General features: G+C 73.7%; 15 protein-coding genes. 13 read left to right on the forward strand and 2 right to left on the reverse strand.

All coding sequences use genetic code 11. The features are described from left to right. Positions 1–2: 2 nt before the first annotated feature. The 8 genes from ACZ4WQ_RS06760 (at position 3) to ACZ4WQ_RS06795 (ending at position 20,105) form a co-directional block, all read left to right on the forward strand. Positions 3–7,955: an amino acid adenylation domain-containing protein gene (locus tag ACZ4WQ_RS06760; protein WP_398369067.1), complete on the forward strand. Its 7,953-nt coding sequence runs from the start codon at positions 3–5 to the stop codon at positions 7,953–7,955. Continuing rightward, positions 7,952–15,091: an amino acid adenylation domain-containing protein gene (locus ACZ4WQ_RS06765; protein WP_398369065.1), complete on the forward strand. Its 7,140-nt coding sequence runs from the start codon at positions 7,952–7,954 to the stop codon at positions 15,089–15,091. The genes ACZ4WQ_RS06760 and ACZ4WQ_RS06765 overlap by 4 nt, the downstream gene beginning before the upstream one ends. 89 nt (positions 15,092–15,180) lie before the next feature. After that, positions 15,181–15,384 carry an MbtH family protein gene (locus ACZ4WQ_RS06770; protein ID WP_311730753.1) on the forward strand — a complete coding sequence of 68 codons (204 nt, stop codon included), beginning with the start codon at positions 15,181–15,183 and terminating at the stop codon, positions 15,382–15,384. 109 nt (positions 15,385–15,493) lie between these two features. Beyond that, the gene (locus tag ACZ4WQ_RS06775; RefSeq protein ID WP_311730754.1) at positions 15,494–15,751 is read left to right on the forward strand and encodes an acyl carrier protein; all 258 of its coding nucleotides are present in this window, start codon (positions 15,494–15,496) and stop codon (positions 15,749–15,751) included. Beyond that, positions 15,748–16,971 (forward strand): beta-ketoacyl-[acyl-carrier-protein] synthase family protein, encoded by a 1,224-nt coding sequence (locus ACZ4WQ_RS06780; RefSeq protein WP_398369062.1) that lies wholly within the window; start codon positions 15,748–15,750, stop codon positions 16,969–16,971. Before ACZ4WQ_RS06775 ends, ACZ4WQ_RS06780 begins: the two co-directional genes overlap by 4 nt. After that, entirely contained in the window at positions 16,968–18,146 is a 1,179-nt protein-coding gene (locus ACZ4WQ_RS06785; RefSeq protein WP_398369060.1) for a beta-ketoacyl synthase N-terminal-like domain-containing protein, read from the forward strand. Before ACZ4WQ_RS06780 ends, ACZ4WQ_RS06785 begins: the two co-directional genes overlap by 4 nt. Next, positions 18,143–18,916, forward strand: a complete 774-nt coding sequence (fabG, locus tag ACZ4WQ_RS06790; protein ID WP_398369058.1) for a 3-oxoacyl-ACP reductase FabG — start codon at positions 18,143–18,145, stop codon at positions 18,914–18,916. Before ACZ4WQ_RS06785 ends, fabG begins: the two co-directional genes overlap by 4 nt. 76 nt (positions 18,917–18,992) lie before the next feature. Then, positions 18,993–20,105: a class I SAM-dependent methyltransferase gene (locus ACZ4WQ_RS06795; protein ID WP_398369056.1), complete on the forward strand. Its 1,113-nt coding sequence runs from the start codon at positions 18,993–18,995 to the stop codon at positions 20,103–20,105. Between the two features lie 109 nt (positions 20,106–20,214). Here the strand turns inward: ACZ4WQ_RS06795 and ACZ4WQ_RS06800 are convergent, their stop codons facing one another. Next, positions 20,215–21,180, reverse strand: a complete 966-nt coding sequence (locus ACZ4WQ_RS06800) for a helix-turn-helix transcriptional regulator (RefSeq protein ID WP_398369054.1) — start codon at positions 21,178–21,180, stop codon at positions 20,215–20,217. Positions 21,181–21,243: 63 nt separating this feature from the next. Here ACZ4WQ_RS06800 and ACZ4WQ_RS06805 point away from each other — a divergent pair, with 63 nt between their 5' ends. Together ACZ4WQ_RS06805 and ACZ4WQ_RS06810 are read left to right on the forward strand one after the other, a co-directional pair. After that, positions 21,244–22,377 (forward strand): epoxide hydrolase family protein, encoded by a 1,134-nt coding sequence (locus ACZ4WQ_RS06805; protein WP_398369052.1) that lies wholly within the window; start codon positions 21,244–21,246, stop codon positions 22,375–22,377. 137 nt (positions 22,378–22,514) lie between these two features. Then, the gene (locus ACZ4WQ_RS06810; RefSeq protein ID WP_385350408.1) at positions 22,515–23,402 is read left to right on the forward strand and encodes a CPBP family glutamic-type intramembrane protease; all 888 of its coding nucleotides are present in this window, start codon (positions 22,515–22,517) and stop codon (positions 23,400–23,402) included. Positions 23,403–23,423: 21 nt separating this feature from the next. On the opposite strand, the gene ACZ4WQ_RS06815 is transcribed toward ACZ4WQ_RS06810, so the two are convergent. Next, entirely contained in the window at positions 23,424–24,626 is a 1,203-nt protein-coding gene (locus ACZ4WQ_RS06815) for a helix-turn-helix transcriptional regulator (RefSeq protein ID WP_385350412.1), read from the reverse strand. A 217-nt stretch (positions 24,627–24,843) separates the two neighbouring features. Between ACZ4WQ_RS06815 and ACZ4WQ_RS06820 the strand changes: the two genes are divergently transcribed. The 3 genes from ACZ4WQ_RS06820 to ACZ4WQ_RS06830 all read left to right on the forward strand — a co-directional run bounded on the left by ACZ4WQ_RS06820 (position 24,844) and on the right by ACZ4WQ_RS06830 (position 25,823). Further along, on the forward strand, positions 24,844–25,086 hold the full coding sequence (locus ACZ4WQ_RS06820; RefSeq protein ID WP_385350415.1) for a hypothetical protein: 243 nt from the start codon (positions 24,844–24,846) through the stop codon (positions 25,084–25,086). Continuing rightward, positions 25,083–25,457, forward strand: coding sequence for a hypothetical protein (locus ACZ4WQ_RS06825; protein WP_385350418.1), 375 nt, complete (start codon positions 25,083–25,085; stop codon positions 25,455–25,457). The genes ACZ4WQ_RS06820 and ACZ4WQ_RS06825 overlap by 4 nt, the downstream gene beginning before the upstream one ends. Before the next feature lie 216 nt (positions 25,458–25,673). Beyond that, the gene (locus ACZ4WQ_RS06830; protein ID WP_358847426.1) at positions 25,674–25,823 is read left to right on the forward strand and encodes a hypothetical protein; all 150 of its coding nucleotides are present in this window, start codon (positions 25,674–25,676) and stop codon (positions 25,821–25,823) included. Positions 25,824–25,854 lie beyond the last annotated feature (31 nt).

Raw genomic sequence — 25,854 nt, forward strand, 5'->3', positions numbered from 1 at the left:
CGATGAGAGAGACCGCCTTTTTCGAACTGCCGCTCTCCGGTGCGCAACGGGAGATGTGGTACGCGCAAGCGCTCGACCCCGGCAACCCGGTCTTCACCATGGCCGACCACCTCGACCTGAACGGGCCGCTGGACCTGGCCCGGTTCGAGCGCGCCTGGTGGCGGCTGATCCGCGAAACGGAGTGTCTGCGGGCCCGGTTCACCGAACGCGGCGGCGAGCCCGTGCAGACGATCCACCCGCTCGGGGAGCGCACGCTGGCGGTGCGGGACTTCCGGGCCGCCACCGACCCCGACGCCGCGTCCCGCCACCGGATGCGCGAAGACCTGCGGCTCCCCTCGTCCCTGGGCGCCGAGGCCTTCCACAGCGAGCTGCATCTGCTCGGCCTGCGGCGGGTCAGGCTCTACGCCCGGACCAACCACATCCATATGGACGGGTTCAGCCGGGCGGTGTTCCACCAGCGGCTGGCCGCGCTTTACCGGAATGAGGCGGCCGAGGGCGGCCACGACGGAGCGGACGCCACGGACCCGCTGCCGCCGCTCGCCGAGCTGCTCGCCGACGAGGAGGCGTACCACGCCTCGCGGGCGTACGAGCGCGACGCGCGGTTCTGGGCCGGGCGGTTCGAGGCCGCCCCCGAGCCCACCCGGCTGTCCCCGAGGCGCCCGGAACACGCCCGCCACACCCTGCGCCGCACCGCCCCGCTGCCCGCCGCCACCGTGGCGCGGCTGGGCGAGCTGGCCTGGCAGGCGCGGGTCACCTGGCCCACCACACTGATCGCGGCCACCGCCGCATGGGCCGCCGGGGCCAGCGGCGACGGAGAGGTGCTGCTGACCCTCCCGGTGCCCGCCCGGACGACCGCCACCGCGCGGGCCGTGCCCGGGATGCGCGCCAACTTCCTGCCGCTGGCCCTGTCGGTGCGCCCCTCGATGACCCGCGCCGGGCTGCTCGCGCACACCGCCGCCCAGCTGCGCGCCACCGTCCGCCACCAGCGGTACCGCGGCGACGAGCTGCGGCGCGAACTGGGCCTCACGGGGGACGCGGACACCACGTACGGGCCCACCGTCAATGTGCTGGAGTCCGGCGCCGACTTCGCCTTCGGCGACTCCTGCACGGGCCGGCTGCACAACCTGTCCACCGGCCCGGTGCCCGATCTCCAGATCATCTACCTGGACACGCCGGACGCGGGCTGGACGGTCCGCCTGGACGCCAACTCCAGCCTGTACACCGAAGCCGAGCTGACCGCGCATCAGGACCGGCTGCTCGCCGCCATCGAGGCCTTCGCGCACGGCGCGGACGGCCTCCCGCTGGGCCGCGTGGACGTCACCCTGCCCGCCGAGCGGCAGCGGCTGCTGGTCGACCGGAACGCCACCGAGCGCACCGACGGCTTCACCGACGTGGTGGAACGGGTCCGCGAGCTGGCCGGGCTGACCCCGGACGCGGTGGCCGTCGACGACGGCGCGACCCGGCTGAGCTACGCCGAGCTGGTCGCCCGCGCCGACGCCATGTCCCGCACCCTGACCACCGCAGGGCTCGGACCCGGCTCGCTGGTCGCGCTGGCCGCGGGGCCCGGCGCGGCCTTTGTGACCGCCCTGCTCGGCGTGCTGGGCGCGGGCGCCGCGTGGGTGCCGCTCGACGTACGGGCCCCCGTCGCCCGCGGGGCCTCCCTGCTGGCCGACAGCGGCGCGCGGGCGCTGCTGTTCGGCCGGGACCAGGAGGGGTTCGCCCACCAGGCGCTGGCCGCGTGCGGCGGCTGGCCCCAGGTGATCGAGCTGGACGCGACCGGACCGGGCGCGGAGGGCTCCGGGAATGCCGCGGCGGATCTGCTACCGGTCGCGGGCAAGGGCGACGACCTGGCTTACGTGATCTTCACCTCGGGCTCCACCGGCCGCCCCAAGGGCGCGATGGTCCACCGCCACGGCATGGTCAACCACCTTCTCGCCAAGGTCGAGGACCTGGATCTGACCGCCGCCGACTCGGTGGTCCACAACGCCCCCGTCACCTTCGACATCTCCATCTGGCAGATGCTGTCCGCGCTCGTCGTGGGCGGCCGCACCCGGGTGGTGTCCCGCGAGGTGGCCGGCGATCCGCAGACGCTGTTCGCCCTGGCCGACACCGAGGGGATCACCGTGCTCGAAGTGGTGCCCTCGCTGCTGCGGGTGGCCCTGGACGAGTGGGACGCCGGGGCGTCCCGGCCCGAACTGGCCGCGCTGCGCCATCTGGTGGTCACCGGCGAGACCCTGCCCGCGGACCTGTGCCGCCGCTGGCTCGCGCACTACCCCGGCGTTCCGCTGGTCAACGCGTACGGGCCCACCGAGTGCTCGGACGACGTCACCCACGCGTTCATCCGCTCCGAGGACGACCTGGGCCCGGTGCGGGCGCCGATCGGCTCGGCGGTGCGCAACACCAGCCTGTACGTACTCGGCGACGGGCTGCGCCCGGTGCCCGCCGGGGTGCCCGGCGAGCTGTACGTCGGCGGGTTCGGGGTGGGCCGCGGCTATCTCGACGACTCGCGCCGCACCGCCTCCGTGTTCGTGGCGGACCCGTACTCCCCGGTGTCCGGCGCCCGGATGTACCGCACCGGGGACCGGGTGGTGCACCGGCCGGACGGCCAACTGGAGTTCCTGGAGCGCGTCGACCACCAGGTCAAGATCCGCGGCCATCGCATCGAACTCGGCGAGATCGAGTCCGTGCTGCGCGAGGTGCCCGGGGTCGTCGACGCGGTGGTGACCGTGGCCGTGGACCGCGAGGGAAACTCCCGGCTGGCGGCCTTCCTGTCCGGCTCCGCCGATGTGGTCGCCGCGCGGGACCGGGTGGCCGGCGCACTGCCCGACTACATGGTGCCCGCCGCGTTCGTCGTACTGGACGCCCTGCCGCTGACCGTCAACGGCAAGGTGGACCGCAAGGCGCTCCCCGAGCCGGACTTCGCGGCCGCCGCGGCGGGTTCGGGCCGCGCCCCGCGCACCCCGCGCGAGGAGGTGCTGTGCCAGCTCTTCGCCGATGTGCTGAAACTGGAGCGGGTGTCCATCGACGACGACTTCTTCGGGCTCGGCGGCCACTCGCTCCTCGCCACCAAGGTGATCAGCCGGCTGCGGGTGCTGCTCGGCATCGAACTGCCCATCAGGGCGCTGTTCGACGCGCCCACCGTCGAGCGGCTCGCCGCCTCGCTGGACGGCGCCGGGCAGGCGCGCCCCGCGCTCGTCGCGGCGGACCGCCCCGCCGAGCTGCCGCTGTCCTTCGCCCAGCAGCGGCTGTGGTTCCTCGGCCACCTGGACAACCGCGGCGCCACCTACCACCTGCCGAGGGCGCTGCGGCTCTCCGGCGAGCTGGACACCGGCGCGCTGGCCGAGGCGCTGGCCGACGTGGTCGCCCGGCACGAGAGCCTGCGCACCGTCTTCCCCGAGGTGGACGGGCGCGCCACCCAGGTCGTACTGGCCGCCGAGGTGGCCCGGCCGGGCCTGCCGGTGACCGAGGCGGCCGAGGACCAGCTGGAGTCGCTGCTCGCCGAGCGGGCGGCGCGCCCGTTCGACCTCGCGGCGGAACTGCCGCTGCGCGCCGAGCTGTTCCGGCTCGGCGCCGGCCGGGGACACCTCCCAGCGGTAGCTGGGGGAGGCTGTGGCGCCCCGGAGGCGAACCGAGCCGTATATGGGGAGGAGCACGTACTCCTGGTCGTGCTGCACCACATCGCGGGCGACGGCTGGTCGGTGCTGCCGCTGGCCCAGGATCTGCGCCAGGCGTACGCGGCGCGGGTGCGCGGCCGGGCGCCCGCGTACCGGCCGCTGCCGGTCCAGTACGCCGACTACACGCTGTGGCAGCGGGAGCTGCTGGGCGACGAGAAGGACCCGGACAGCCTGGCCGCGCGGCAGCTCGCCTTCTGGCGCGAGGCGCTGGCGGGGCTGCCGGACGGGCTGGAGCTGCCCACCGACTTCCCGCGCCCCGCCGTGCCCTCCTACCGGGGCGGCACCGTGGACTTCCGCCTGGAGCCCGAGCTGCACGCGGCCGTCACGAAGCTGGCGCGCTCGTCCGGGGCCAGCGTGTTCATGGTGCTCCAGGCGGCGCTCGCGGCGCTGCTGTCCAAGCTGGGCGCCGGGGAGGACATCCCGCTGGGCACGCCGGTCGCGGGGCGCGGCGAGGCGGCGCTCGAAGGGCTGGTCGGCTTTCTCGTCAACACGCTGGTGCTGCGCACCGATGTCTCCGGCGACCCGACGTTCCGGGAGCTGGTGGGGCGGGCGCGCGACGCCGACCTGGCGGCCTTCGACCATCAGGACGTGCCGTTCGAGGCGCTGGTCGATGCGGTCGGCCCGGCCCGTTCGCTGTCGCGGCAGCCGCTGTTCCAGGTGATGCTGGCCTTCCAGAACAACGCGCCCGCCGACTTCGGGCTGCCGGGCCTGACCACCACCATGGCCCCGGTGCCCACCGGCACCGCCCGCTTCGACCTGGCCTTCGAGCTCGCCGAGGAGCACACGGACGGCGGCGCGCCGGGGGGCATCGGCGGACAGCTGGAGTACAGCGCGGACCTGTTCACCGAGGCGAGCGCCGCGGTGATCGCCGAACGGCTGGTGGAGCTGTTGCGCAAGGCCACCGCCGGGCCGGACCGGCCGCTGAGCCGGCTGGACGCCCTGCTGCCCGAGGAGGCCGCGCGGATCCTCGGCCCATGGGCCGGCGGCGGTGCCCGGGCGCCCGAAGCGGCCACGCTCCCCGAGCTGTTCGCGGCCCGGGTGGCGGCGGATCCGGGCCGTACGGCGCTGCTGGCCACGGGCGTGGGCCCGGTCACCCGCGGGGAGCTGGACGAGCGGGCCAACCGGCTCGCCCACCATCTGATCTCGCTGGGCGTGGGCCCCGAGGACACCGTCGCGCTGGTCCTGCCCCGCACGGTCGAAGCGGTGGTGGCGGTGCTCGGGGTGCTCAAGGCCGGTGCGGCGTATCTGCCGGTCGACCCGGCGTATCCGCAGGACCGCGTCGACTACGTGGTCAACGACGCCCGGCCGGCCGCGGTGCTGACCACGGTGGAGCGGGCGGGAGCGTTCCGGCGGACGGAGGGGATCGTCGCGCTGGACGCGCCGGAGACCGCCGCCGCGCTGGCCACGGCCCCCGCGCACGGCCCGACGGACGCCGACCGGCGGGCGCGGCTGACGCCCCAGCACCCCGCGTACGTCATCTACACCTCGGGCTCCACCGGCCGCCCCAAGGGCGTGGTCGTGCCGCACGCCAATGTGGTGGCGCTGGCCGCGCAGGGCGAGCCGTTCGGGGTGCGCGAGGGCACCCGGGTGCTCCAGTTCGCCTCGTTCAGCTTCGACGCCGCCGCCTGGGAGGTGTGCACCTCGCTGCTCACCGGCGCGGTGCTGGTGCTGGCCTCCGAGGCGGACCGGGCGCCCGGCGAACCGCTCGCCGCGCTGATCACCGAGGCCCGTATCGACGTGGTCTGCCTGCCGCCGACCGTGCTCTCCGCGTGGCCCGAGGAGCTGCCGATGCCGGAGGGGATCACGGTCATCATGGCGGGCGAGGCCTGCCCGCCCGAGCTGGTGGAGCGGTGGTCGGCCGGACGCCGGATGATCAACGCGTACGGGCCCACCGAGACCACGGTGTGCGCCACCCTCAGCGAGCCGCTCGCCGGGGCCGTCAAACCGCCCGTCGGCCGCCCGCTGGCCGGCAAACAGGTGCGGGTGCTGGACGCTTCGCTGCGGCCGGTGCCGGTCGGCGTCACCGGGGAGCTGTACATGGCGGGCGCCGGGCTGGCCCGCGGCTATCTGGGGCGGGCGCGGCTGACCGCGGAGCGGTTCGTCGCCGATCCGTACGGGGAGCCGGGGGCGCGCATGTACCGCACCGGGGACCTGGTGCGCTGGCTGCCCGACGGCACGCTGGACTATATCGGCCGCTCGGACGACCAGGTCAAGCTGCGCGGCTTCCGGATCGAGCCCGGGGAGATCGAGAGCGCCCTGCTCGCGGACCCCGGCATCGCCCGGGCCGCGGTGATCGTGCGCTCCGACCGGCCCGGGGAGAAGCGCCTGGTCGGGTATGTCGTCCCGGCCGGGGGCGAGGCGCCTGACGCGGCGCGGCTACGGGAACGGCTGGCCGGGCGGCTGCCCGACTACATGGTCCCCACCGCCTTCGTCACGCTGGACGCCCTGCCGCTGACCGGCAACGGAAAGCTGGACCGCAAGGCGCTGCCCGCACCCGACTTCACCGCCCGCGCCACCGGCCGGGCGCCGGTCACCGCGCAGGAGGAGACGCTGTGCCAGGTCTTCGCCGACGTCCTGGGCCTGGAGCGGGCCGGCGCCGACGACAGCTTCTTCGACCTGGGCGGCGACTCCATCGTCTCGATCCAGCTGGTGGGCCGGGCCCGCAAGGCCGGGCTGCTGATCACCGCGCAGGACGTGTTCACCCATCGCACCCCCGCCGCGCTCGCCGCCGCCGCCAGGCCCGCCGCCGAACACGTGGTGCTCGGCACGGACGACGGCGTCGGCACCCTGGCGCCCACCCCGATCGCGCACTGGCTCCAGGACCTGTCCCAGGAAGCGGAGTTCGCCGGATTCCACCAGGCGGTCGTGATCCGCACCCCGGCCGGCGCCTCCCAGGCCACCCTGGCCGCGGCGCTCCAGGCCCTGCTCGACCACCATGACGCGCTGCGGATGAGCCTTGAATCCGCTGACGGACGCTGGACGCTGCGGATCGCCGAGCCCGGCGCGGTGCGGGCCAAGGAGCTGCTGAGCCGCGTGGGCGTCGCCTCACTGCCCGAGGAGTCCCTCGCGGAGGCCGTGGCCGGCTCGGCCGCCGCGGCCCAGGCCCGGCTCGACCCGCGGGCGGGCGTCGTGGTCCGGGCGGTGTGGTTCGACGCGGGCCCCGGCCGCCCCGGGCGGCTGCTGCTGGCCCTGCACCACCTGGTCGTCGACGGGGTGTCCTGGCGGATCCTGCTGCCCGACCTGGCACAGGCGTACGAGGCGGTCACCCACCGCACCCCGGTGGCGCTCCAGCCGGTGGGCACCTCGCTGCGCCACTGGTCCGGGCTGCTGGCGGCCGAGGCGCGCACCGTGCGCCGCGGCGCCGAACTCCCCTTCTGGCGCGAGGTGGTGGCCACCCCCGACCCGCTGCTGGGCGCGCGCCCGCTCGACCGCGCCCGGGACACCGCGGCCACCGCCCGCACCCTGCGGCTGACCCTGGACACCGCCACCACGGCGGCGCTGCTGACCGAGGTCCCGGCGGCCTTCCACACCGAGGCCAACGACGTGCTGCTGGCGGGTCTCGCGCTGGCCGTGGCCGACTGGCGGCGGCGCAGGGGCGAGGAGAGCTCGGCGGTGCTCGTGGAGCTGGAGGGCCACGGCCGCGAGGAGTTCACGGAGGGGGTGGATCTGAGCCGGACCGTCGGCTGGTTCACCACCACCTGCCCGGCCCGGCTGGAGGTGGGCTCGCACCTCGTGCACGACTCCGTCTGGGCCGAGGCCTGGTCGGGCGGGCCCGCCGCCGGGCTGGTCCTCAAGTCGGTCAAGGAGCAGCTGCGCGCCCTGCCCGACCACGGCCTGGGCCACGGGCTGCTGCGGCGGCTCGCCCCGGACACGGCGCCCGAGCTGGTCGCGGCCGGCCCGCCGCAGCTGGGCTTCAACTACCTGGGGCGGCTGCCCGCCCCGGTGGCCGAGGACTGGTCGGTCGCCCCGGAGGCGGCGCTGGTCGCGGCCGGCGCGGACCCGTCCCTGCCGCTGCCGCACGTGCTCGGCCTCAACGCCCGCACCGAGGACGGGCCGGACGGGCCGCGGCTGGTCGCCGCCTGGACCTGGGCGGCCGAGCTCCTGCCGGAGGAGGACGCGCGGGCCATCGCCGAGGCCTGGTTCCGCGCGCTGGGGGCCCTGGCCCTGCACGCCCAGAGCCCCGATTCGGGCGGACACACACCTTCCGATGTCGACCTGGTGGAGCTGAGCCAGGACGAGATCGACGAGTTCGAAGACGAGATGGATGCGTGGTCTCTGTGAGCGGAACCCTGAGTCAACCGGAAGGCGCGCTTCGAGCGCCGGCGCGCACCGCCAAGCGGTCCAACTTCCAGGACGTCCTGCCGCTGACCCCGCTCCAGGAAGGGCTGCTCTTCCACGCGGTGTACGAGCAGCAGGCCGAGCTCGACGTGTACGCCGTCCAGCTGGTCCTGGACCTGGAGGGCCCGCTGGACACCGGCCGCCTCAAGGCCGCGGCCGCCGCCCTGCTCCAGCGCCACCCCAATCTGCGGGCGGCCTTCCGCTACCGCGGGAACGGCGATCCGGTGCAGCTGATCCCGCGCGCCGTCGAGGTGCCGTGGACCGAGACCGATCTGCGCTCGCTCGCCCCCGAGGAGCGGGCCGCCGAGGCGGAGCGCCTCACCGACGAGGACCGGGTGCGCCGGTTCGACGTGCACCGCCCGCCGCTGCTGCGGTTCATCGTGCTGGACCTGGGCGGGGGCGCGCACCGTGTGGTGCTGACCGCGCATCAGATGGTGTTCGACGGCTGGTCCATGCCGCTGATCGTGCGCGAGCTGTTCACCCTGTACGGCGGGAACGCGGCGGCTCTCGCCCCCGCCGCCCCGTACAAGTCCTATCTGGCGCATCTGGCCGGGCAGGACCGGGCCGCCGCCGAGGAGGCGTGGCGCGGGGCGCTGACCGGACTCGACGAGCCGACCCTGGTGGCCCCGGCCGCGACCGGGCTCACGGCGGCGCTGCCCGGACACCACGCGGTGGAGCTGCCCCAGGCGTTCACCGCCGAACTCACCGCTTGGGCACGCGGGCGCGGTCTGACCCTGAACACCGTGGTGCAGGGCGCCTGGGCGGCCACCCTCTCCACCCTCACCGGCCTGCGCGACGTGGTCTTCGGCGGCACGGTCTCCGGCCGGCCGCCGGGGCTGCCCGGGGTCGAGACGATGGTCGGGCTGTTCATCAACACCCTGCCGGTACGCGTCGACCTGGACCCGGCGCGCTCCTTCGCCGAGATCCTCACCGCGCTCCAGGACCGGCAGACCGGCCTGCTGCCGCACCAGCATCTGAGCCTCACCCGCATCCAGCAGGCCGTGGGCGCCGGGGAGCTGTTCGACACCGTCCTGGTCTTCGAGAACTACCCGCTCGACCCCTCCGAGATGGCGGAGCCCGCGCCCGGGCTGCGCATCGCCGCCCTCCAGGCCAAGGACGCCACGCACTATCCGCTGAGCCTGATGGCGCTGCCCGGCGAGCGGCTGCGGCTGGACGTCGGCTACGCCCCCGACCTGTACACCGCCGACGAGGCGGCCGCGGTGATGGACCGCCTCACGGGGCTGCTGCGCACCCTGCTCGACCACCCCGACCGCCCCTTCGGGCAGCTCGACGCGCTGCTGCCCGGCGAGCGCGAGCGGGTCCTGGACCTGCCCGCCGACCCGGCGCCCAAGGACCCGTTCGCGGATGTGGTGGAGCGGGTACGGGCGCTGGCCCGGGAGCAGGCGGAGGCCCCGGCCGTCACCGATGGCCGGGAGACCCTGAGCTACCGGGAGCTGGTGGCCCGGGGCAGCGCCCTGTCCCGGGAGTTGTCCGGGCTCGGCATCGGACCCGGCTCGCTGGTGGGCGTGCTCGCCGCGCCCGGGGCCCGGTTTGTGACGGCGGTGCTCGGCACGCTGGGCGCGGGCGCGGCGTGGGTGCCGCTGGACGTCGCGGCGCCAATCGCCCGTACGGCCGCGCTGGTCGCGGACGCGGGGGTGGCCCTGCTGCTGACCGACCACGAACACGCCGCGCTCGCCGCCGAGGTGGGCGGCGCGCTGCCCGTCCTGCCGGTCTCCGACCGCCGCGACGCCGTGAGCGACCTCGTACCCGTGGCCGGGGCCGCCGACGACCTGGCGTATGTCATCTTCACCTCGGGCTCCACGGGCCGCCCCAAGGGCGCGATGGTGCACCGCCGGGGCATGGTCAACCACCTGCTGGCCAAGGTCTGGGACCTGGATCTGACCGCGTGTGACACGGTCGTGCACAATGCGCCCGTCACCTTCGACATCTCGGTGTGGCAGATGCTGTCCCCGCTGGTCGTCGGCGGTCTGCTGCGGGTCGTGCCCAAGCGGACGGGGGCCGACCCGGCCGAGCTGTTCGGGATGGTCGGCCCGGAGCGGATCACCGTCCTGGAGGTCGTGCCCTCGCTGCTGCGGACGGCACTCGACAGCTGGGACGCGGGCGCGGCGATGCCCGATCTGTCCCGGCTGCGCCGCCTGGTGGTGACCGGCGAGGCGCTGCCCGCCGAGCTGTGCCGCCGCTGGTTCGCGTACTTCCCCGGCATTCCGCTGGTCAACGCGTACGGGCCCACCGAGTGCTCGGACGATGTCACCCACGCCGTGATCCATGACGCCGGCGAGGTGCCCGGGGTGCGGGCGCCGATCGGGTCGGCGGTCCGCAACACCGGTCTGTATGTCCTGGCCGACGGGCTGCGCCCGGTGCCCGCCGGGGTGCCCGGCGAGCTGTACGTCGGCGGGACCGGGGTGGGCCGCGGCTATCTGCGGGACGCGCGCCGCACCGCCGCCGTGTTCGTCGCCGACCCGTACTCGCCGCTGCCCGGGGCGCGGATGTACCGCACCGGGGACCGGGTGGTGCGGCGGGCAGACGGGCGTCTTGAGTTCCTGGAGCGGCGCGACCACCAGGTCAAGATCCGCGGCCATCGCATCGAACTCGGCGAGATCGAGGCCGTGCTGCGCACCGTGCCCGGGGTCACCGACGCGGTGGTGAACGTCGCGAAGGACACCCGGGGCGAGGGCCGGCTGGTCGGCTATCTGGCGGGCGCGGCGGACCCGGTGGCGGCGCGGGCGTCGGCCGCCGAGCGGCTGCCGGAGTACATGGTGCCGTCCGCGTTCGTCCTGCTGGACGCCCTGCCGCTGACCGCCAACGGCAAGGTGGACCGCAAGGCGCTGCCCGCCCCCGGGATCGCCACCTCGGCCGGGCGCGGCCCGCGCACCCCTCGCGAGGAGCTGCTGTGCCAGGCGTTCGCCGAGGTGCTCGGCCTGGACCGGGTCTCCATCGACGAGGACTTCTTCGACCTCGGCGGCCACTCGCTGCTGGCGACCCGGCTGATCAGCCGGGTGCGGTCGCTGCTGGACGCGGAGGTCCCGCTCCGTACGGTCTTCGAGGCGCCGACCCCGGCCGCGCTCGCCGCCCGGCTGACCGGCGCCGACGCGGCCCGCCCGGCGCTGACCGCGGGCGAGCGGCCCAGGCGGCTGCCGCTGTCGTTCGCCCAGCGGCGCATGTGGTTCCTGGGCCGGCTCGAGGGCCCGTCCGGCACCTACAACCTGCCGTGGACGCTGCGGCTGACCGGGAAGCTGGACCGGCCCGCGCTGCGCGCCGCCCTCGGCGATGTGGTGATGCGCCACGAGGCGCTGCGCACCGTCTTCCCCGAGGCGGCCGACGGCCCGTACCAGCGCGTCCGCCGCCGGGCGCGGATCACGCTGCCGGTGCACCACGTCGGCGAGGACGGGCTGGACGACGCGGTCGCCGAGTTCGCCTCGCGCGGCTTCGACCTCGCGCGCGAACTCCCCTTCCGGGCGGCGCTGTTCGCACTGGGCGACCACCACCACGTGCTGGTTACGGTCATCCACCACATCGCGGGCGACGGCTGGTCCAACGCCCCGCTGGCCCGGGACCTCAGCCGCGCCTACGCGGCCCGGCTGCGCGGCGAGGAGCCGCGGTGGAGCCCGCTGCCGGTGCAGTACGCGGACTACGCGCTGTGGCAACGGGAGCTGCTGGGCGACGAGGGCGACCCCGCGTCCCTGGCCGCGAAGCAGCTCGCGTACTGGCGCGAGACGCTGGACGGGCTGCCGGACGAGCTGGCGCTGCCCACCGACTTCCCGCGCCCCGCACTGCCCTCCTACCGGGGCGGCACCGTGGAGTTCACCGTCCCCGCCGCCGTCCACGCCCGCGCCGCCGCGCTGGCCAGGGAGTGCGGGGCCAGCCTGTACATGGTGGTGCAGGCGGCGCTGGCCACGCTGCTGTCCAAGCTGGGCGCCGGGGAGGACATCCCGGTGGGCACCCCGGTGGCCGGGCGCACCGACGACGCGCTGGACGACCTGGTCGGCTTCTTCGTCAACACCCTGGTGCTGCGCGGCGATCTGACGGGCGACCCGACCTTCCGGGAGCTGGTGGGCCGGGTGCGCTCGGCGTCGCTGGCCGCCTTCGCCCACCAGGACCTGCCGTTCGAGCGGCTCGTGGACGCCCTGTCCCCCGCCCGGTCGATGGCCCGGCACGCGCTGTTCCAGACGATGCTGGCCTTCCAGAACAACGCGGCGGCGAAGCTGGAGCTGCCGGGCCTCACCGGGACCGCCGGGGCGGCGCGCACCGGCAGTGCCCGGTTCGACCTGGCCTTCGACCTGGCCGAGGAGCACACCGGGTCCGGGGAACCGGGCGGGATCGCCGGGCGCCTGGAGTACAGCGCCGACCTGTTCACCGAGGAGACCGCGCGCACGCTCACCGCCCGGCTGTGCCATCTGCTGGACCGGCTCACCGCCGCCCCCGACGGCCGGCTGGGCGAGACGGACGCGCTGCTGCCGGGCGAGCGGGAGCGGCTGCTGGAGGAGTGGAACGGCGCACCCGCGCACCCGGCGGAACCGCCGCTGTACGAGCGGTTCGAGGCGCGGGTGGCCGCTGTGCCCGACCATCCCGCGCTGCTCTTCGAGGGGCGGACCACGAGCTACCGCGAGCTGGACGAGCGGGCCAACCGGCTGGCGCGGGCCCTGGTCGCCCGGGGCGCGGGCCCCGACCGGCTGGTCGCCATCGCCCTGCCGCGCTCCCCCGAGATGGTCGTGGCGGTGCTGGCGGTGCTCAAGTCGGGCGCCGCGTATCTGCCCATCGACCCGGCGTACCCGGCGGACCGGATCGTCTCCATGGTCGAGGACGCCCGCCCGGTGCTGGCCCTGACCGACCGTGAGGTGGCGCGGGCGGTGCCCGGACTGGCCGCCGCACCGCATCTGCTGCTGGACGACCCGTCGGCACAGGCGGAGATCGGCGCCCTGCCGGCGGACGACCTGCGGCCGCACGAGCGCCGTGCCGCGCCGCGCGCGGGCCACACCGCGTATGTCATCTACACCTCGGGCTCCACCGGCCGCCCCAAGGGCGTGGTCGTGCCCCTCGGCGCCTTCGCCAACTTCCTGGCCGAGACCTCGCGCCTGCTGGACCTGGGCGCGGACGACCGGCTGGTGTCGGTGACCACCTTCGGCTTCGACATCGCCAACCTGGAGATCTTCGTCCCGCTGCTCTCCGGCGCCACGCTGGTCCTGGCCCCGCCCGCGACCGTACGGGACCCGCAGGCGCTGGCCGCGCTGCTGGTCGAGTCCCGCGCGACCGTCATGCAGGCCACCCCGACGCTGTGGCACGCCCTGGTGGCCGGGCACCCGGGGGCGCTGCGCGAGGTGCACGCCCTGACCGGCGGCGAGGCGATCGGCCAGGACCTGGCCGCCGCGCTGCACGGCGCGGCGCGCAGGGTGACCAATCTGTACGGGCCGACGGAGACCACCATCTGGTCCACCGCCGCCGAACTGGACGGCACGGGCACCCCGCCCATCGGCCGCCCGCTGGCCGGCAACCGGGCGTATGTCCTGGACGCGGCGGTGCGGCCGGTGCCGGCCGGGGTGACCGGCGAGCTGTATCTCGGCGGGGCGGCCCCGGCCCGCGGCTACCACGACCGGCCGGGCCTGACCGCGCAGCGGTTCGTCGCCGACCCGTACTCGCCGGTGCCCGGCGCCCGGATGTACCGCACCGGCGACCTGGTGCGGCGGCGGCCGGACGGCACGCTCGACCATCTGGGCCGGGCCGACCACCAGGTCAAGGTGCGCGGCTTCCGGATCGAGCCGGGCGAGATCGAGGCCACGCTGCTGAGCCATCCGCGGGTGGCGCAGGCGGTGGTGGTCGTGCGCGAGGGCTCGCTGGCGGCGTACGTCGTGCCGCGCGGCGAGCCCGGCCTCGACCCGGCGGAGCTGCGGGCCCATGTGGCGGGCGCGGTGCCCGACTACATGGTCCCGGCGTTCTTCACCGAGCTGGGGCGGATGCCGCTGACGCCCAACGCGAAGGTGGACCGCAAGGCCCTGCCGGCGCCCGGGCTGCCCCGCGCGGCCACCGGCCGCGGGCCGCGCACCCCGCTGGAACAGACGCTGTGCCAGGCCTTCGCCGAGGTGCTGGGGGTCGAGCGGGTCGGCGCCGAGGACAGCTTCTTCGAGCTGGGCGGCGACTCCATCCGCTCCATCCGGCTGGTCGGCCGCGCCCGCGAGCTGGGCGTCGGGCTCACCCCCGCCGATGTGTTCCTGCACCGGACGGCAGCGGGCCTGGCCACGGCGGCCACCGCGGCGGGGTCGGCGCCGGAAGTGGCCGACGCCTTCGCCCGGGTGCTGCCGATCCGCTCCCGAGGGACGCGCCCGCCGCTGTTCTGCGTGCACGGCGGGGTCGGCCTCTCCTGGCCGTTCCTTGAGCTGGCCGGCGCGCTCATCGAATTCCCCGTGTACGGATTCCAGGCGGGCGGAATTCTCGCACCGGCACAACAGCCCGCCTCCGTACGGGAAATGGCAGCGGATTACATCCGGAGTCTGGTGGAAATCCAGCCCGACGGCCCCTACCATATTCTCGGGTGGTCTTTCGGAGCGCTGGTGGCCCATGAAATGGCCGTCCAATTGCAGGCGCAGGGGCGCGAAGTGGCGCTGCTGGCCGATCTGGACGGCTACCCGGGGGCGGAGCGGGATCCCGAGGATGACCTGAGCGATCAGGCCCTGCTGGCCCAGGTCCTGCTGCGCTGCGGCCTCGATCCGCGGGGCGGTGCCGAGGGCGGGGGCAAGCTGGACGCCGCCGGGGTGCTGGCGCTGCTGGCCCGGGACGGCAACCCCCTCGCCGAGCTCGACGAGGCGCAGCTCGGCAATCTCCTCCAGGTGATTCGCCACTTCAGCGGCCTGGGATCGGCCCACCGCCCGGGCCGCTACCGCGGAGATCTGCTCCTCTTCGCGGCCACCCGGGGGCTCCCGGAACCGGCCCCCACCGAGGCCCGCTGGTCGGCCCACATCGAGGGCGCCATCGTGCGCCACGAGGTCGACGCCGACCACGACGGAATGCTGTCCCCGCAACCCGCCGCCCATATCGCCAAAGTGATTTCCGAAGCGCTCGGCGGCTGAGCCGAGAAGACCTCCCGACGAGAATGGTGAATTTCCTCCGAGGGATGCCCATGCCGGAAAAGGAACACGAGAGAGGACAACACCCGGATATGACAAACCCCTTCGACGACGAGACCGGAACCTTTCTGGTCCTGGTCAACCACGAGGGCCAGCACTCCCTGTGGCCCGCGTTCGCCGAGGTCCCGGCCGGCTGGACGGCGGTACTCGCCGAGACCAGCCGTGAGGAGGCCCTGGCCTACGTCGAGCGCACCTGGACCGATCTGCGCCCGAAGAGCCTGATCGACGCGGTCTGAGCCAGGCGGCCCGACCGCTGAAACCGACAACTGCCACCGAGCACCGCCCAACCCCCCACCGCACCGCCGCACCGCCGCACCACTCATTTTCCCAACGGAGGAATTCGCCATGAGCGCCATCACCATCGACACCGCCACCGAGGACAAGGTCCGTGAGATCCTCGCCAACTCCCTCGACCTGGACGGCGAGGAGCTGACCCGCACCGGGCTGTTCGTGGACGAGTACGGGGCCGACTCGCTGTGCGCGATCGAGATGCTGTCCGCCCTGGAGGTGGCCTTCGGCGTCACCATCGAGCAGGACGAACTGGAAAACATGATCCACTTCGAGGCGGTCCTCGAGGTGCTCTCCCGGGCCGAGTCGCGATGACCGCCCGGCGAGTCGTGCTGACCGGACTCGGGGTCCTGTCCAGCATCGGCAATGGCGTCACCGAGTTCACCAGGGGGCTGCGCGAAGGCCGGTGCGGCGCCGGAGAGATCACTCTCTTCGACGCCACCGGCTTCCGCCGCCAACTGGCCCACGAGGTCAGGGGCTTCGACCCGGCCGAGTGGATCCACCACACCCCGCTCGAGGAACTCGGCCGGGCCGCCCAGTTCTCCGTCGCCGCCACCCGGCTGGCGGTCCGGGACGCCGGGCTCGGCCTCGACGAACTGCGCGGCGGGCGTGGCCTGGTCACCATCGGCACCACCGACGGCGAGGCCCGCGAGCTCGACCGGCTCGTCGAGTCCGAGCTGGAGTTCGGCACCGAGGGCCTGTCCCCGACCGCGGTGCGGCGGCTGCCGGCCCACCGGCTGGCCCTCGCCGTCGTCCGTGAACTGCGGCTGCCGCGGGCGGTGCCGTCCGTGCTCGGCACCGCCTGCGCGGCGGGCAACTACGCCATCGGCGACGGCTTCGACGCCGTACGCTCCGGCGAGGCCGACTACGCGCTGGTCGGCGGGTCGGACGCGCTGGCCCGCCGTACCTTCGCCGGCTTCTCCCGGCTCGGCCTGGTCGCCTCCGACCGGTGCCGGCCGTTCGACGCCCACCGCGAGGGGCTGCTCACCGCCGAGGGCGCCGGTGTGCTGCTGCTGGAGACCCTGGAGTCGGCCCTGGCGCGCGGCGCCCGGATCTACGCCGAGCTGCTGGGCTACGGCCTCAACTGCGACGCCCACCACCCGACCGCGCCCGACCGGGAGAGCGTCGCCCGCTGCATGGGCCTCGCGCTCGCCGACGCCGGGATCAAGCCGGAGGAGGTCGATCTGGTGTCCGCGCACGGCACGGGCACCAAGACCAACGACATCACCGAGACCCGCGCGATCCGCGAGCTGTTCGGCGACCGGCCGCCGCGCACCGTGGCCCTGAAGTCCATGCTCGGCCACTCCATGGGCGCGGCCAGCGCCCTGGGCGCCGCGGCCTCGGCCGTCGCCCTGGCCCACGGATTCATCCCGCCCACCGTCAACCACCGCTCCACCGATCCCGAGTGCGGCATCGACTGCGTGCCCAACCAGGCCGTCGCGGCGCCCCTGCGGATCGTGGTCAACAACGGCCTGGCCTTCGGCGGCAACAACGCCTCCGTCGTCCTCGGCCGCTACGAGGAGGACCAGCGATGACCCCCGCACACCTCACGGAGGTCACCCCCGACGACCGGCCCAACGACCGGCCGCCCGCCCGTACCGCCGCCCGTACCGACCGCGCCGTCATCACCGCCTGGTCGGCCGTCTCCCCGTACGGGCTGGGGCGGGAGGCGTACGCGGCGGGGATCGCCGCGCGCCGCCCCACCGCGGCCGCCCCGGACCCGGACGCCTGGCAGACGCCCGACGCCACCGCCTGCCTGGTGCCCGGCTTCGACATCCGTACGGTCCTGGGCCGGGCCGGCACCCGCACCATGGACCGGGGCATGGGGCTCGCCGTCACCGCCGTACGCGAACTGTTCGCGGAGGCCGAGGCCGACGAGCGCCCGGTGACCCGCGGGGCCGGGACCGCGCTCGTCCTCGGCACCACCTGGGGCGGCGCGGCCGGCCAGCACAACTTCAGCCGGGCCTCGTTCGTCGGGGAGAAGCCCTACGACGTGCCGGCCCAGCTGATGCCCAACACCCTGATGAACAGCTCGGCCGGGGCCAGCGCCATCCGCTTCGGCCTCAAGGGCCCCAACACCACCCTGGCCGGCGGCCGCCCCGCCGCCCTGCTCGCCCTCGCCTACGCCCGCCGGCTGCTGGCCGCGGGCCGGGCCGAGCGGGCGCTGGTCGGGGCGATGGAGGAGTACTCCGGGACCCGATCCTGGCTGGAGCGGCACAGCCGGGGCGCGGACGAGGATCAGGCCGCGCCGCTGGGGGAGGGCTGCGCGGTGCTGCTGGTCGAGCCCGCCGACGCCCTCCCCGAGGACCGTCCGCCGCTCGCCGAACTCCTGGCGATCGACGTACGGGTGGACGTCACCGGCGACCTCCCCGGCACCCTGCGGGAGAGCGTGCGCCACGCCCTCGCCGAGTCCGGCGTCGAGCCGGGCGAGGTGTGGGCGGCGGCCGGCGGCGGGCTGACCGGCGCCGCGGGAGACGCCGAACGGGCGCTGCTCACCGAGCTGTTCGGGCAGGAGGCCGCCGGCCGCCTGGTGTGCCACGAGCTCATCGGCGACACGGCCTCCGCCCAGGCCGCGTTCCAGCTCGCCGGGGTCCTGGTCACGGCGGCCGAGGACCCGGCCTCGGCCGGCCGGGCCGCCGTGATCACCTCGGTGGACCGCGAGGGGCTGGTGGCCTGCGCGGTGCTGCGGCTGCTGGGCGGTGCCCGATGAGCCCCACGGAACCGCCGGTCGCTCCAATCCCGCCTGTGCCTCCGGTCGCGCTGGTCAGCGGCGGCTCCCGGGGCATCGGCCGGGCGGCCGCGCTGCGGCTGGCCCAGGACGGCTACGCGATCAGCTTCTGCTACCGCTCGGACGAGGAGGCGGCCCGGCAGCTCGGCAAGGAACTCGCCGAGCTGGGGGTCGGCTCGCTCGCCCAGCGCCTGGACATCTCCGACGGCGAGGCCGTACGCGCATGGGTCACGCGCACCGAGCGCGAGCTGGGCCCGGTCGCCGTCGCCGTGGCCAGCGCCGGCATCACCCGCGACAAGCCGATGCTGATGATGTCCGACCAGGACTGGCACGCGGTCGTCTCCACCAACCTGGACGGCGCGGCCCACGTCTGCCGGGCCGTGCTGTTCCCGATGGTCAAGCGCAAGTCGGGCTCCATCATCACCCTCTCGTCGGTGTCCGGGGTCTACGGCAACCCGGGCCAGGGCAACTACTCGGCCTCCAAGGCCGGGATGGTCGCCATGACCCGGGCGCTGGCCAAGGAGGTCGGCCGGTACGGCATCCGCGCCAACACCGTGGCCCCCGGAATGATCGACACCGATATGACCGGCGCCCTCAGCGGCAGCCGGCGGGACCGCGCCGTGGCGGCCATCCCGCTGGGCCGGTTCGGCACCGCGGAGGAGGTCGCGGAGGCCGTGTCCTTCCTGGCCTCCGACAGGTCCGCGTACATCACCGGATCCGTGCTTCAGATCGACGGCGGGATCATCCTGTGACGCACCCGCCCCCGGCCCGCCGCACCACCGCCCACCACACCCCTGTCCTCACTCGCCCCGCCAAGGAGCCGGCCTCATGACCCTCCCCGCCACGACCGCGTCCGCCAACCTCACCCCGCTCGTCGACACCACCGCCTTCCCGCAGACCATGGACGGCGAGGTGCGGGCCGCCCACCGGCTGTACGAGCATCTGATCGGCATCTGGGCGCCAGGCGTCATCGAGGCCGCCCAGGACCTCGGCGCCTTCGCCGCCCTCACCGTCGGCCCGGCCACCGCCGCCCAGCTCGCCGAGATCCTCGACACGGACCTGCGGGCCACCCGCGTCCTGCTGGACGGCCTCTATGCGTACGACGTGGTCGAACGCACGAGAGGAGCGGACGGTCAGGCCGTCTACACCCTCCCGCCCGAGCTGCACGGCGTCTTCGCCGCCGACGGGCTGTTCAGCCTCGCCGGGAAGATCGGCCACGACCGCAACGTCGCCTGGAACGCCTGGCGCCACCTCGCCGAGAACGTCCGCTCCGGCGCCCGGTCCGCCGACGGCGCGCAGCAGCTCAACCAGATATCGGAAGAGGACTACACCTCGCTGGTCCGCGGCATCAGCTTCTGGGCGCCGCCGATCACCCGGGCGCTCGCCGACGCCCTGCGGGACCTCGGCTGGAGCACCGGCCGCTCCGCGACCCTCCTGGACGTCGGCTGCGGCACCGGCATCTACAGCCACCTGCTGCTGCGCGAGTTCCCCGAGCTGACCGCGCGCGGCCTGGACGCCGAGCGGATCATCCCGATCGCCGCCCGGCAGGCCGCACAGCTGGGGGTCGCCGAGCGGTTCCGGGGCGAGGTCGTGGACTTCTGGAGCGAGGACTGGGGCAACGGCACCGACCTCGCGCTGTTCGTCAACATCTTCCACCTCCAGACCCCCGAGTCGGCCCGTGAGCTGCTGCTGAAGACGGCCAAGGGGCTCACCGAGGACGGAGTGATCGCGATCGCCGACCACATCGTCGACGAGGAGAACGGGGAGGGCTCGGTCCAGAACAGGTTCTTCCGGCTGTTCGCCGCGTCGATGCTGGCCACCGGCGGCGGCGACGCCTTCACCGTCCACGACTACGACCAGTGGCTGGCGGACGCGGGGCTGCGCCGGATCGGCCTGCTCGACACCCCGATGCACCGGGTGCTGCTCGCCCGCCGCTCCTGACCACTGCCCCTTTGCACAGCGGCACCGTGCGCCCTGGAGTTTGCGGTGAGTAGAGGACAACGACACGCCGGAGCCCACGGCGTGTCGTTGTCCGAAAGTCACCACGGAATCAGGGGGGAGTGGAGGCGGCCCGGAGCGCACGGGCCCCGACCGTACGCAGATGAGCCAGCAGCTCCGGGGGCTCATGCACCTGGAACTCGCAGCCCAGCATGAGCAGCCGGGACGCCAGCCACTCCAACGTGTCGGCGCGTCCGTGCAGTTCACAGCTGTTCTCGTCGATCGGCCGCACCTCGCCCGGCGCCGCCCCGAGCCGCTCCGCCGCCTGAGCGGCCGGCAGACCCACCGTGGCCCGCACCTCGTAGGTGGGCGCGAGGGAGTACATCCTGCGGGTGACGAAGGCGGCCGCGTCCTTCTCGGGCAGCTCGCGGGGCGGGACGCGTACGCCGGTGGGCTGGAGGCGGGCCATCCGGTCGACGCGGAAGATCCTCCAGTCGTCGCGCTCCGTGTCGTAGGCCAGCAGATACCAGCGGCGGCCGGCCAGCACCAACCGGTGCGGCTCGACGAGCCGCCGGGTCCGGCCGCCGTCCCCCGCCCGGTAGGCGAACCGCAGCCGTTCGTGGCCGGCCACGGCCGCGGCGGCCACCGCGAGTTCGTGCGGGTCGACGGGCGAGGCGCTCCCGGTGAAGAGCGACTCCGTCGCGGTCCGGAAGGCCCCGACCCGGTGCCGCAGCCGGGACGGCAACACCTGCTCCAGCTTGGCCAGTGCGCGCAGGGACGCCTGCTCGATACCGCTCACCGGCTTGCCGACCGCCGTGCTCAGCGCGACCGCGATGGCCACCGCCTCCTCGTCGTCCAGCAGCAGCGGCGGCATGGCCTTGCCCGCGGCGAGCCGGTATCCCCCAGTGGCCCCCATCGTCGCCTCCACCGGATATCCCAGCTCGCGCAGCCGGTCGACGTCCCGGCGGACCGTGCGAGGGCTGACCCCCAGCCGGTCCGCGAGCTCGCTGCCGGGCCATTCGCGCGGGGTCTGCAAGAGGGACAACAGGGACAGCAGCCGGGCCGATGGGGTGCTCATGGCGTCCATGATGCCCGGCCATCTAGGCCAGGATCCGACCTATATGACTCCTACAGTCGTCGCATGAGCGATGAACTCCGTCCCTTCCGCATCCACATCCCCCAGGCCGACCTGGACGAGCTGCGCGAGCGCCTCGCCCGCACCCGCTGGACGCGCGGGCTGCCCGGCGAGGGCTGGAGCCGTGGCGTGCCGCTGGCCCACCTCAAGGAGCTGGCCGACTACTGGGGAGACGGCTACGACTGGCGTCGGCACGAGGCGCGGCTGAATGAGTTCCCCCAGTTCATGACCGAGATCGACGGACAGGACATCCACTTCCTGCACGTACGCTCACCCGAACCGAACGCCCTGCCGCTGGTCCTCAACCACGGCTGGCCGAACTCCTTCATCGAGTTCGCCGACCTCATCGACCGCCTCACCGACCCGCGTGCGCACGGCGGCGACCCGTCCCAGGCCTTCCACGTCGTCGTCCCGTCCCCGCCCGGCTTCGGCTTCTCCGCGCCGCCCCGCGAAACCGGCTGGACCGCCACCCGGGTGGCGGGGCTCTGGGCCCAGCTGATGCGGCGCCTCGGCTACGACCGCTACGGCACCCAGGGCGGGGACCTCGGCGCGTACATCGCCCCCGACATGGCCAAGGCTGCACCGGACCACGTGGTCGGCGTCTACATCATCGCGGGTCTCGGCCTCCCCACGGAGGCCGACGTCCCCGAGCTGACCGACGACGAACGCGCGGCCTTCGAGCAACTCCAGCAGGCGGACTGGATGAACGGCGTCCCCCACCACGCGCTGCTGCGCGCCGCCGCGCAGACCTTCGCCTACGGCTGGCACGACTCCCCCGTCGCCGCGCTGGCCTGGATGACGCAGAAGTTCAAGGAGTTCACCGTCGCCGACAAACTCCCCGAGGAGCTGATCGACCGCGACCTGCTCCTCACCAACACGACCCTCTACTGGCTCACCGACACCTTCGGATCCTCCTCCTGGCCCATGTACGACAGCGCAGGCTTCGGCTGGCCGGAGGGCCAGAAGGCCGCGCCCACCGGCGTCTACAGCGGTGCCCCCGGGATCCGCCGGCTCGCCGAACGGCACAACACCATCGTCCACTGGCCCACGGACAACCCAGGCGGCCACCACTTCGTGGCCATGGAGCGGCCCGACGACGTGGCCGCCGACCTCCGCCGCTTCTTCGACAAGGTCCGCTGACCCGGAACACCTCTGATCCGGAATACCTCGAAGGATGTACGCGCATCTCATCAGCGGACACGAGGTTCGCGACGGATGCGGAACCGAGACTGGCAGCAGCACGGCGAACCGATCACCAGCTCAGCCAGGACGGACGAATGACGCGGCAGCACCCGGGTGGGAGAACCGCCCCTTCCCGATCCAGCGCCCTGGCCAGGGCCCTCGCCGGCGGCCTGGTCATGGCCGCCGCGCTGGGCGTCGGTACGGCCGCGGGCTCGGCCGCCGCGGAGCGGGCCGGGCTCACCGGGACGGCGGCCCGGCTGGTCCCGGCCGCCATGGTCAGCGCGCTGGCCCTCGTCCCCGTAACTCTCGCAGTACGGCGGCGCGGCGCATCGCTCAAGGCCCTGGGCCTCGGCGGTGCCGGGGCCGGGCTGCGGGCGTTTCTCACCGGCGTGGGTGTGACGGCGGCCTCGGCGGTGCCCGTCCTCGGCGCCGGGACGGCCGGGGGCTTGCTGCGCTGGTCGCGCCCGGACCCGTTGCCGCTCGTCGGCTTCCTGATATCCAACGCGGTGGTCGCGCTTCTGCTCGAAGCCCTGCCCGAAGAGACCACGCTGCGCGGCTACGCCTGGACCTCCCTGCGCGAACGGTTCGGCGGCACCGCCTCGGCACTCGGCACGACTGCCGTCTTCATGCTCGTGCCGGGCGCGTCGACCGTGGCGTACGCGGCGACCGCGCGCCTGACCGGCGCCGAGCCCGCCCCCGTCGGCATCGTGCCACCGGGACAGGACGCGGCCTCGTATCTGGTCCTGCTCCCCATCTTCGGGCTGACCCTCGTCGCGGCCCGGACCGCGGTCGGCCGGGCCCCGCTCTGGGCCGCCATCGGCACGCACCTGACCTTCCTCACCGTCAACCGCGTCGCGCTGGAGGGCGACCGGCGCGACGCGGGCTGGTCGGCGAGCCAGACGAGCCCCGACGCGGTGCTGCTCGTGCCCGCGTATCTGCTCGTCGCGGCGGTCTTGTTCCTGCTGTGCCGACGCGTGAGGTGATCGCCCCGTCCACTGACCTGGTCAAAGCAGCTTCTCGTACGCTTCGCGCAGATCTGGCGCTTCCGGCAGCTTCTTTGCCTCGACCGCCTTGACGACCTCCAACGCCCGCCAGTGATTGGAGGGCACGACGCGCCCGCTCATCATTGCCTTCTGCGCGGCATCGCACGCCTCATCGAGACGGTTTCCCGTCAGCAGAACCAGCGCCAAGTCAATGTTGGCCGAGGCCACTCGGCGCGGCCATGTGGTGACATCGCCCGACGGGTGCAACCGGGAGATCACTTCACGCGCGAAACCTTCCGCGGCGGAATCACCCAGCCAAGCGAGCGTTGTCGCCGTATAAGCCAGAGATTTCGCGGGATCGTACTGGTAGTGATGCTCCATGGGTCGCTCCTGGAATCCGAGAGCGTCGGACATCTGCTGCACCCGCTCGATTGCCGAGTATGTCTCCTTCCCGTTTCCAAGCCTCGCATGAGCACGCCCTTCCTGGGCGGTTGCCTGAATCAGGGCGGAAGTTCCAGCGGGTGCCACACTCTGCGCAATTCTCGATAGCTCGGCGGCGCGTGCGTAATCCCCGTCCGTCAGGACGCGCCACGCCTCCGTTTCGTAACACCATGCCTCGATCTCCGCGTGCTCCGCTTCCCGCGCGAGGGCCACGGCTGTTTGAAGGCGGGCCGTGGCCGAGTGCTCCTGCTTCAGGTCGATATGAAGCGTCGCGGCGAGTAGAGACAGCCAGCCGCCGACAACCAGCAGCCTTCGATGCTCGGAGAGCGTCTTCCTCCCGCCCAACAGCACCGCGACGTAGGCAGAGTGGCGCCTCACGCGGTGCAGTAGATCTTGCGGAGGAGTGACCGGATAGGCCGTGGCCAGATCCTCAAACGCGCCCTCGAGTCTCCTGAGGGTCGGCGCGCCTACGTCACTCGCCTCCACCCGCCGCGCCAGTTCCCATGCGTCCTGCTCATCGTCGTCGGCGAGAACATGACGGACGATCCACGGTTGGCTGGCGGCAAGCACAGGGGAATCCGGCGTAAGAAGTCCATCGAGATCGCTGGCCGTGATCTTCAGAAGCTTGGCTATTTTCGGGCGTTGATGCGGCTGCGGATCAGCCTCCCCACGCTCCCAGCGGTAAACCGTGGTCCGGTCCACTCTCATGGCTTCCGCAAAGGACTCCTGCGTGTATCCGCAAGCCTTTCGTCGCTCTGCGAAGCTGCGCCGCTTACCTGCCATGCCGGTACTCCGTCCGGACGCCGTCTCCCCTGGTCAGAGTACCCCTTGCAGCCAACGCGCAGCGGAGATGCAGAACTTTCGCAGTGGTGCGGACTTGTCTCGCCCGGTTGAGTGTCCGGACAACCAAGACCCCGGCACCGCTTGCGACGGCCCGGGGCGCGGCCGATCTGACTGGAGCAGACCGACAATGCAATTCGTATCACGATCACTCGGACGGGTGAAAAAGGCCCTGTTCGGCCCCCGCACCCCCGCCCCCGAACAACACCCGATTCCCGTCCAGCCACCGTCGCGCAGCGCCGAACCCGACCCCATGCCGCACCCCATGTCGTACGCGGAACAGATCCGCTTCGGGCTGCCCCGTATTCCGATCGGGTGGACCATCCCCCTCATGCACGGCACCGACCCGGCGCCCCCATACGTCCCGCACTTCGCACCCGAACGGGCGGGAACCACCTGGTGACGGACCCAGAAGACCCCGCCGGCGACGCCGAGAAAGCCGCCCGCGAGCTCCAATCCGCGTTAGACCTCGCCGGTGTCGAGGCGCTGAGCATCGGCTGGTCGGCCACGGACGGAACGTCACCCCTGAGCCTCGTGCACATGATCGGCGTCCGCCCGCAAGCGGCCCAGACTCTCGCGTACGTCGTCAGACGAGGCATCCGCAGCAGAAACTCCCAAGGCGCAGTCCTCGGACAGACGACGGCCGAAGACCTCAGGGCAGCGCTCGACCCGCTGTGGTTCCGACCGTGCCGCTGCGAGGAACGCACCGGGGTCCCCTGCCCGGAGAAACGGCAGCGCCAGCGCCGCCGAGGGTCGACGACGCCCGACCCGTGACCGAGTCCATGCCCACGTGGACGGCTGCCGACGGCCACCGGCGGTACTGCGGCTATTGCGCGGGCCGGGGCGACGTCAACTGTCCGGACTGCGGCGGATTCGCGGGATGCGTGACGTGCGAGGGCACGACCAAAGTCGCGTGCATGGTGTGCTCATCCGGGCAGCGGCCCAAGTGGGTCCCGTGACGCGTCATCCAACCGTTTGAAGGAGAGAGCGATGAGGTTGCAGATCACCACGGCCGCTGACGGCGGCAACGGAGACAAGCTACCGGGACAGCCCTACCCCGGCCCGCACCAGCCGCCGTCACCAGACGGTGGCCCCGGTGTGCCCAACCCGCCCAAGACCGCTGAGACCGTCGCCCAGTGACCCCAACCCCACACCAGGACCGCCCCAGCCG

Source organism: Streptomyces sp. NPDC028305 (genome assembly GCF_055569495.1).

Coding starts and splice junctions, on each gene's coding strand:
- ACZ4WQ_RS06760 (WP_398369067.1), top strand. CDS start 3: ATGAGAGAGACCGCCTTTTTCGAACTGCCGCTCTCCGGTGCGCAACGG.
- ACZ4WQ_RS06800 (WP_398369054.1), bottom strand. CDS start 21,180: ATGAGCACCCCATCGGCCCGGCTGCTGTCCCTGTTGTCCCTCTTGCAG.
- ACZ4WQ_RS06815 (WP_385350412.1), bottom strand. CDS start 24,626: ATGGCAGGTAAGCGGCGCAGCTTCGCAGAGCGACGAAAGGCTTGCGGA.
- ACZ4WQ_RS06795 (WP_398369056.1), top strand. CDS start 18,993: ATGACCCTCCCCGCCACGACCGCGTCCGCCAACCTCACCCCGCTCGTC.
- ACZ4WQ_RS06785 (WP_398369060.1), top strand. CDS start 16,968: ATGACCCCCGCACACCTCACGGAGGTCACCCCCGACGACCGGCCCAAC.
- ACZ4WQ_RS06830 (WP_358847426.1), top strand. CDS start 25,674: ATGAGGTTGCAGATCACCACGGCCGCTGACGGCGGCAACGGAGACAAG.
- ACZ4WQ_RS06810 (WP_385350408.1), top strand. CDS start 22,515: ATGACGCGGCAGCACCCGGGTGGGAGAACCGCCCCTTCCCGATCCAGC.
- ACZ4WQ_RS06770 (WP_311730753.1), top strand. CDS start 15,181: ATGACAAACCCCTTCGACGACGAGACCGGAACCTTTCTGGTCCTGGTC.
- fabG (WP_398369058.1), top strand. CDS start 18,143: ATGAGCCCCACGGAACCGCCGGTCGCTCCAATCCCGCCTGTGCCTCCG.
- ACZ4WQ_RS06780 (WP_398369062.1), top strand. CDS start 15,748: ATGACCGCCCGGCGAGTCGTGCTGACCGGACTCGGGGTCCTGTCCAGC.
- ACZ4WQ_RS06805 (WP_398369052.1), top strand. CDS start 21,244: ATGAGCGATGAACTCCGTCCCTTCCGCATCCACATCCCCCAGGCCGAC.
- ACZ4WQ_RS06775 (WP_311730754.1), top strand. CDS start 15,494: ATGAGCGCCATCACCATCGACACCGCCACCGAGGACAAGGTCCGTGAG.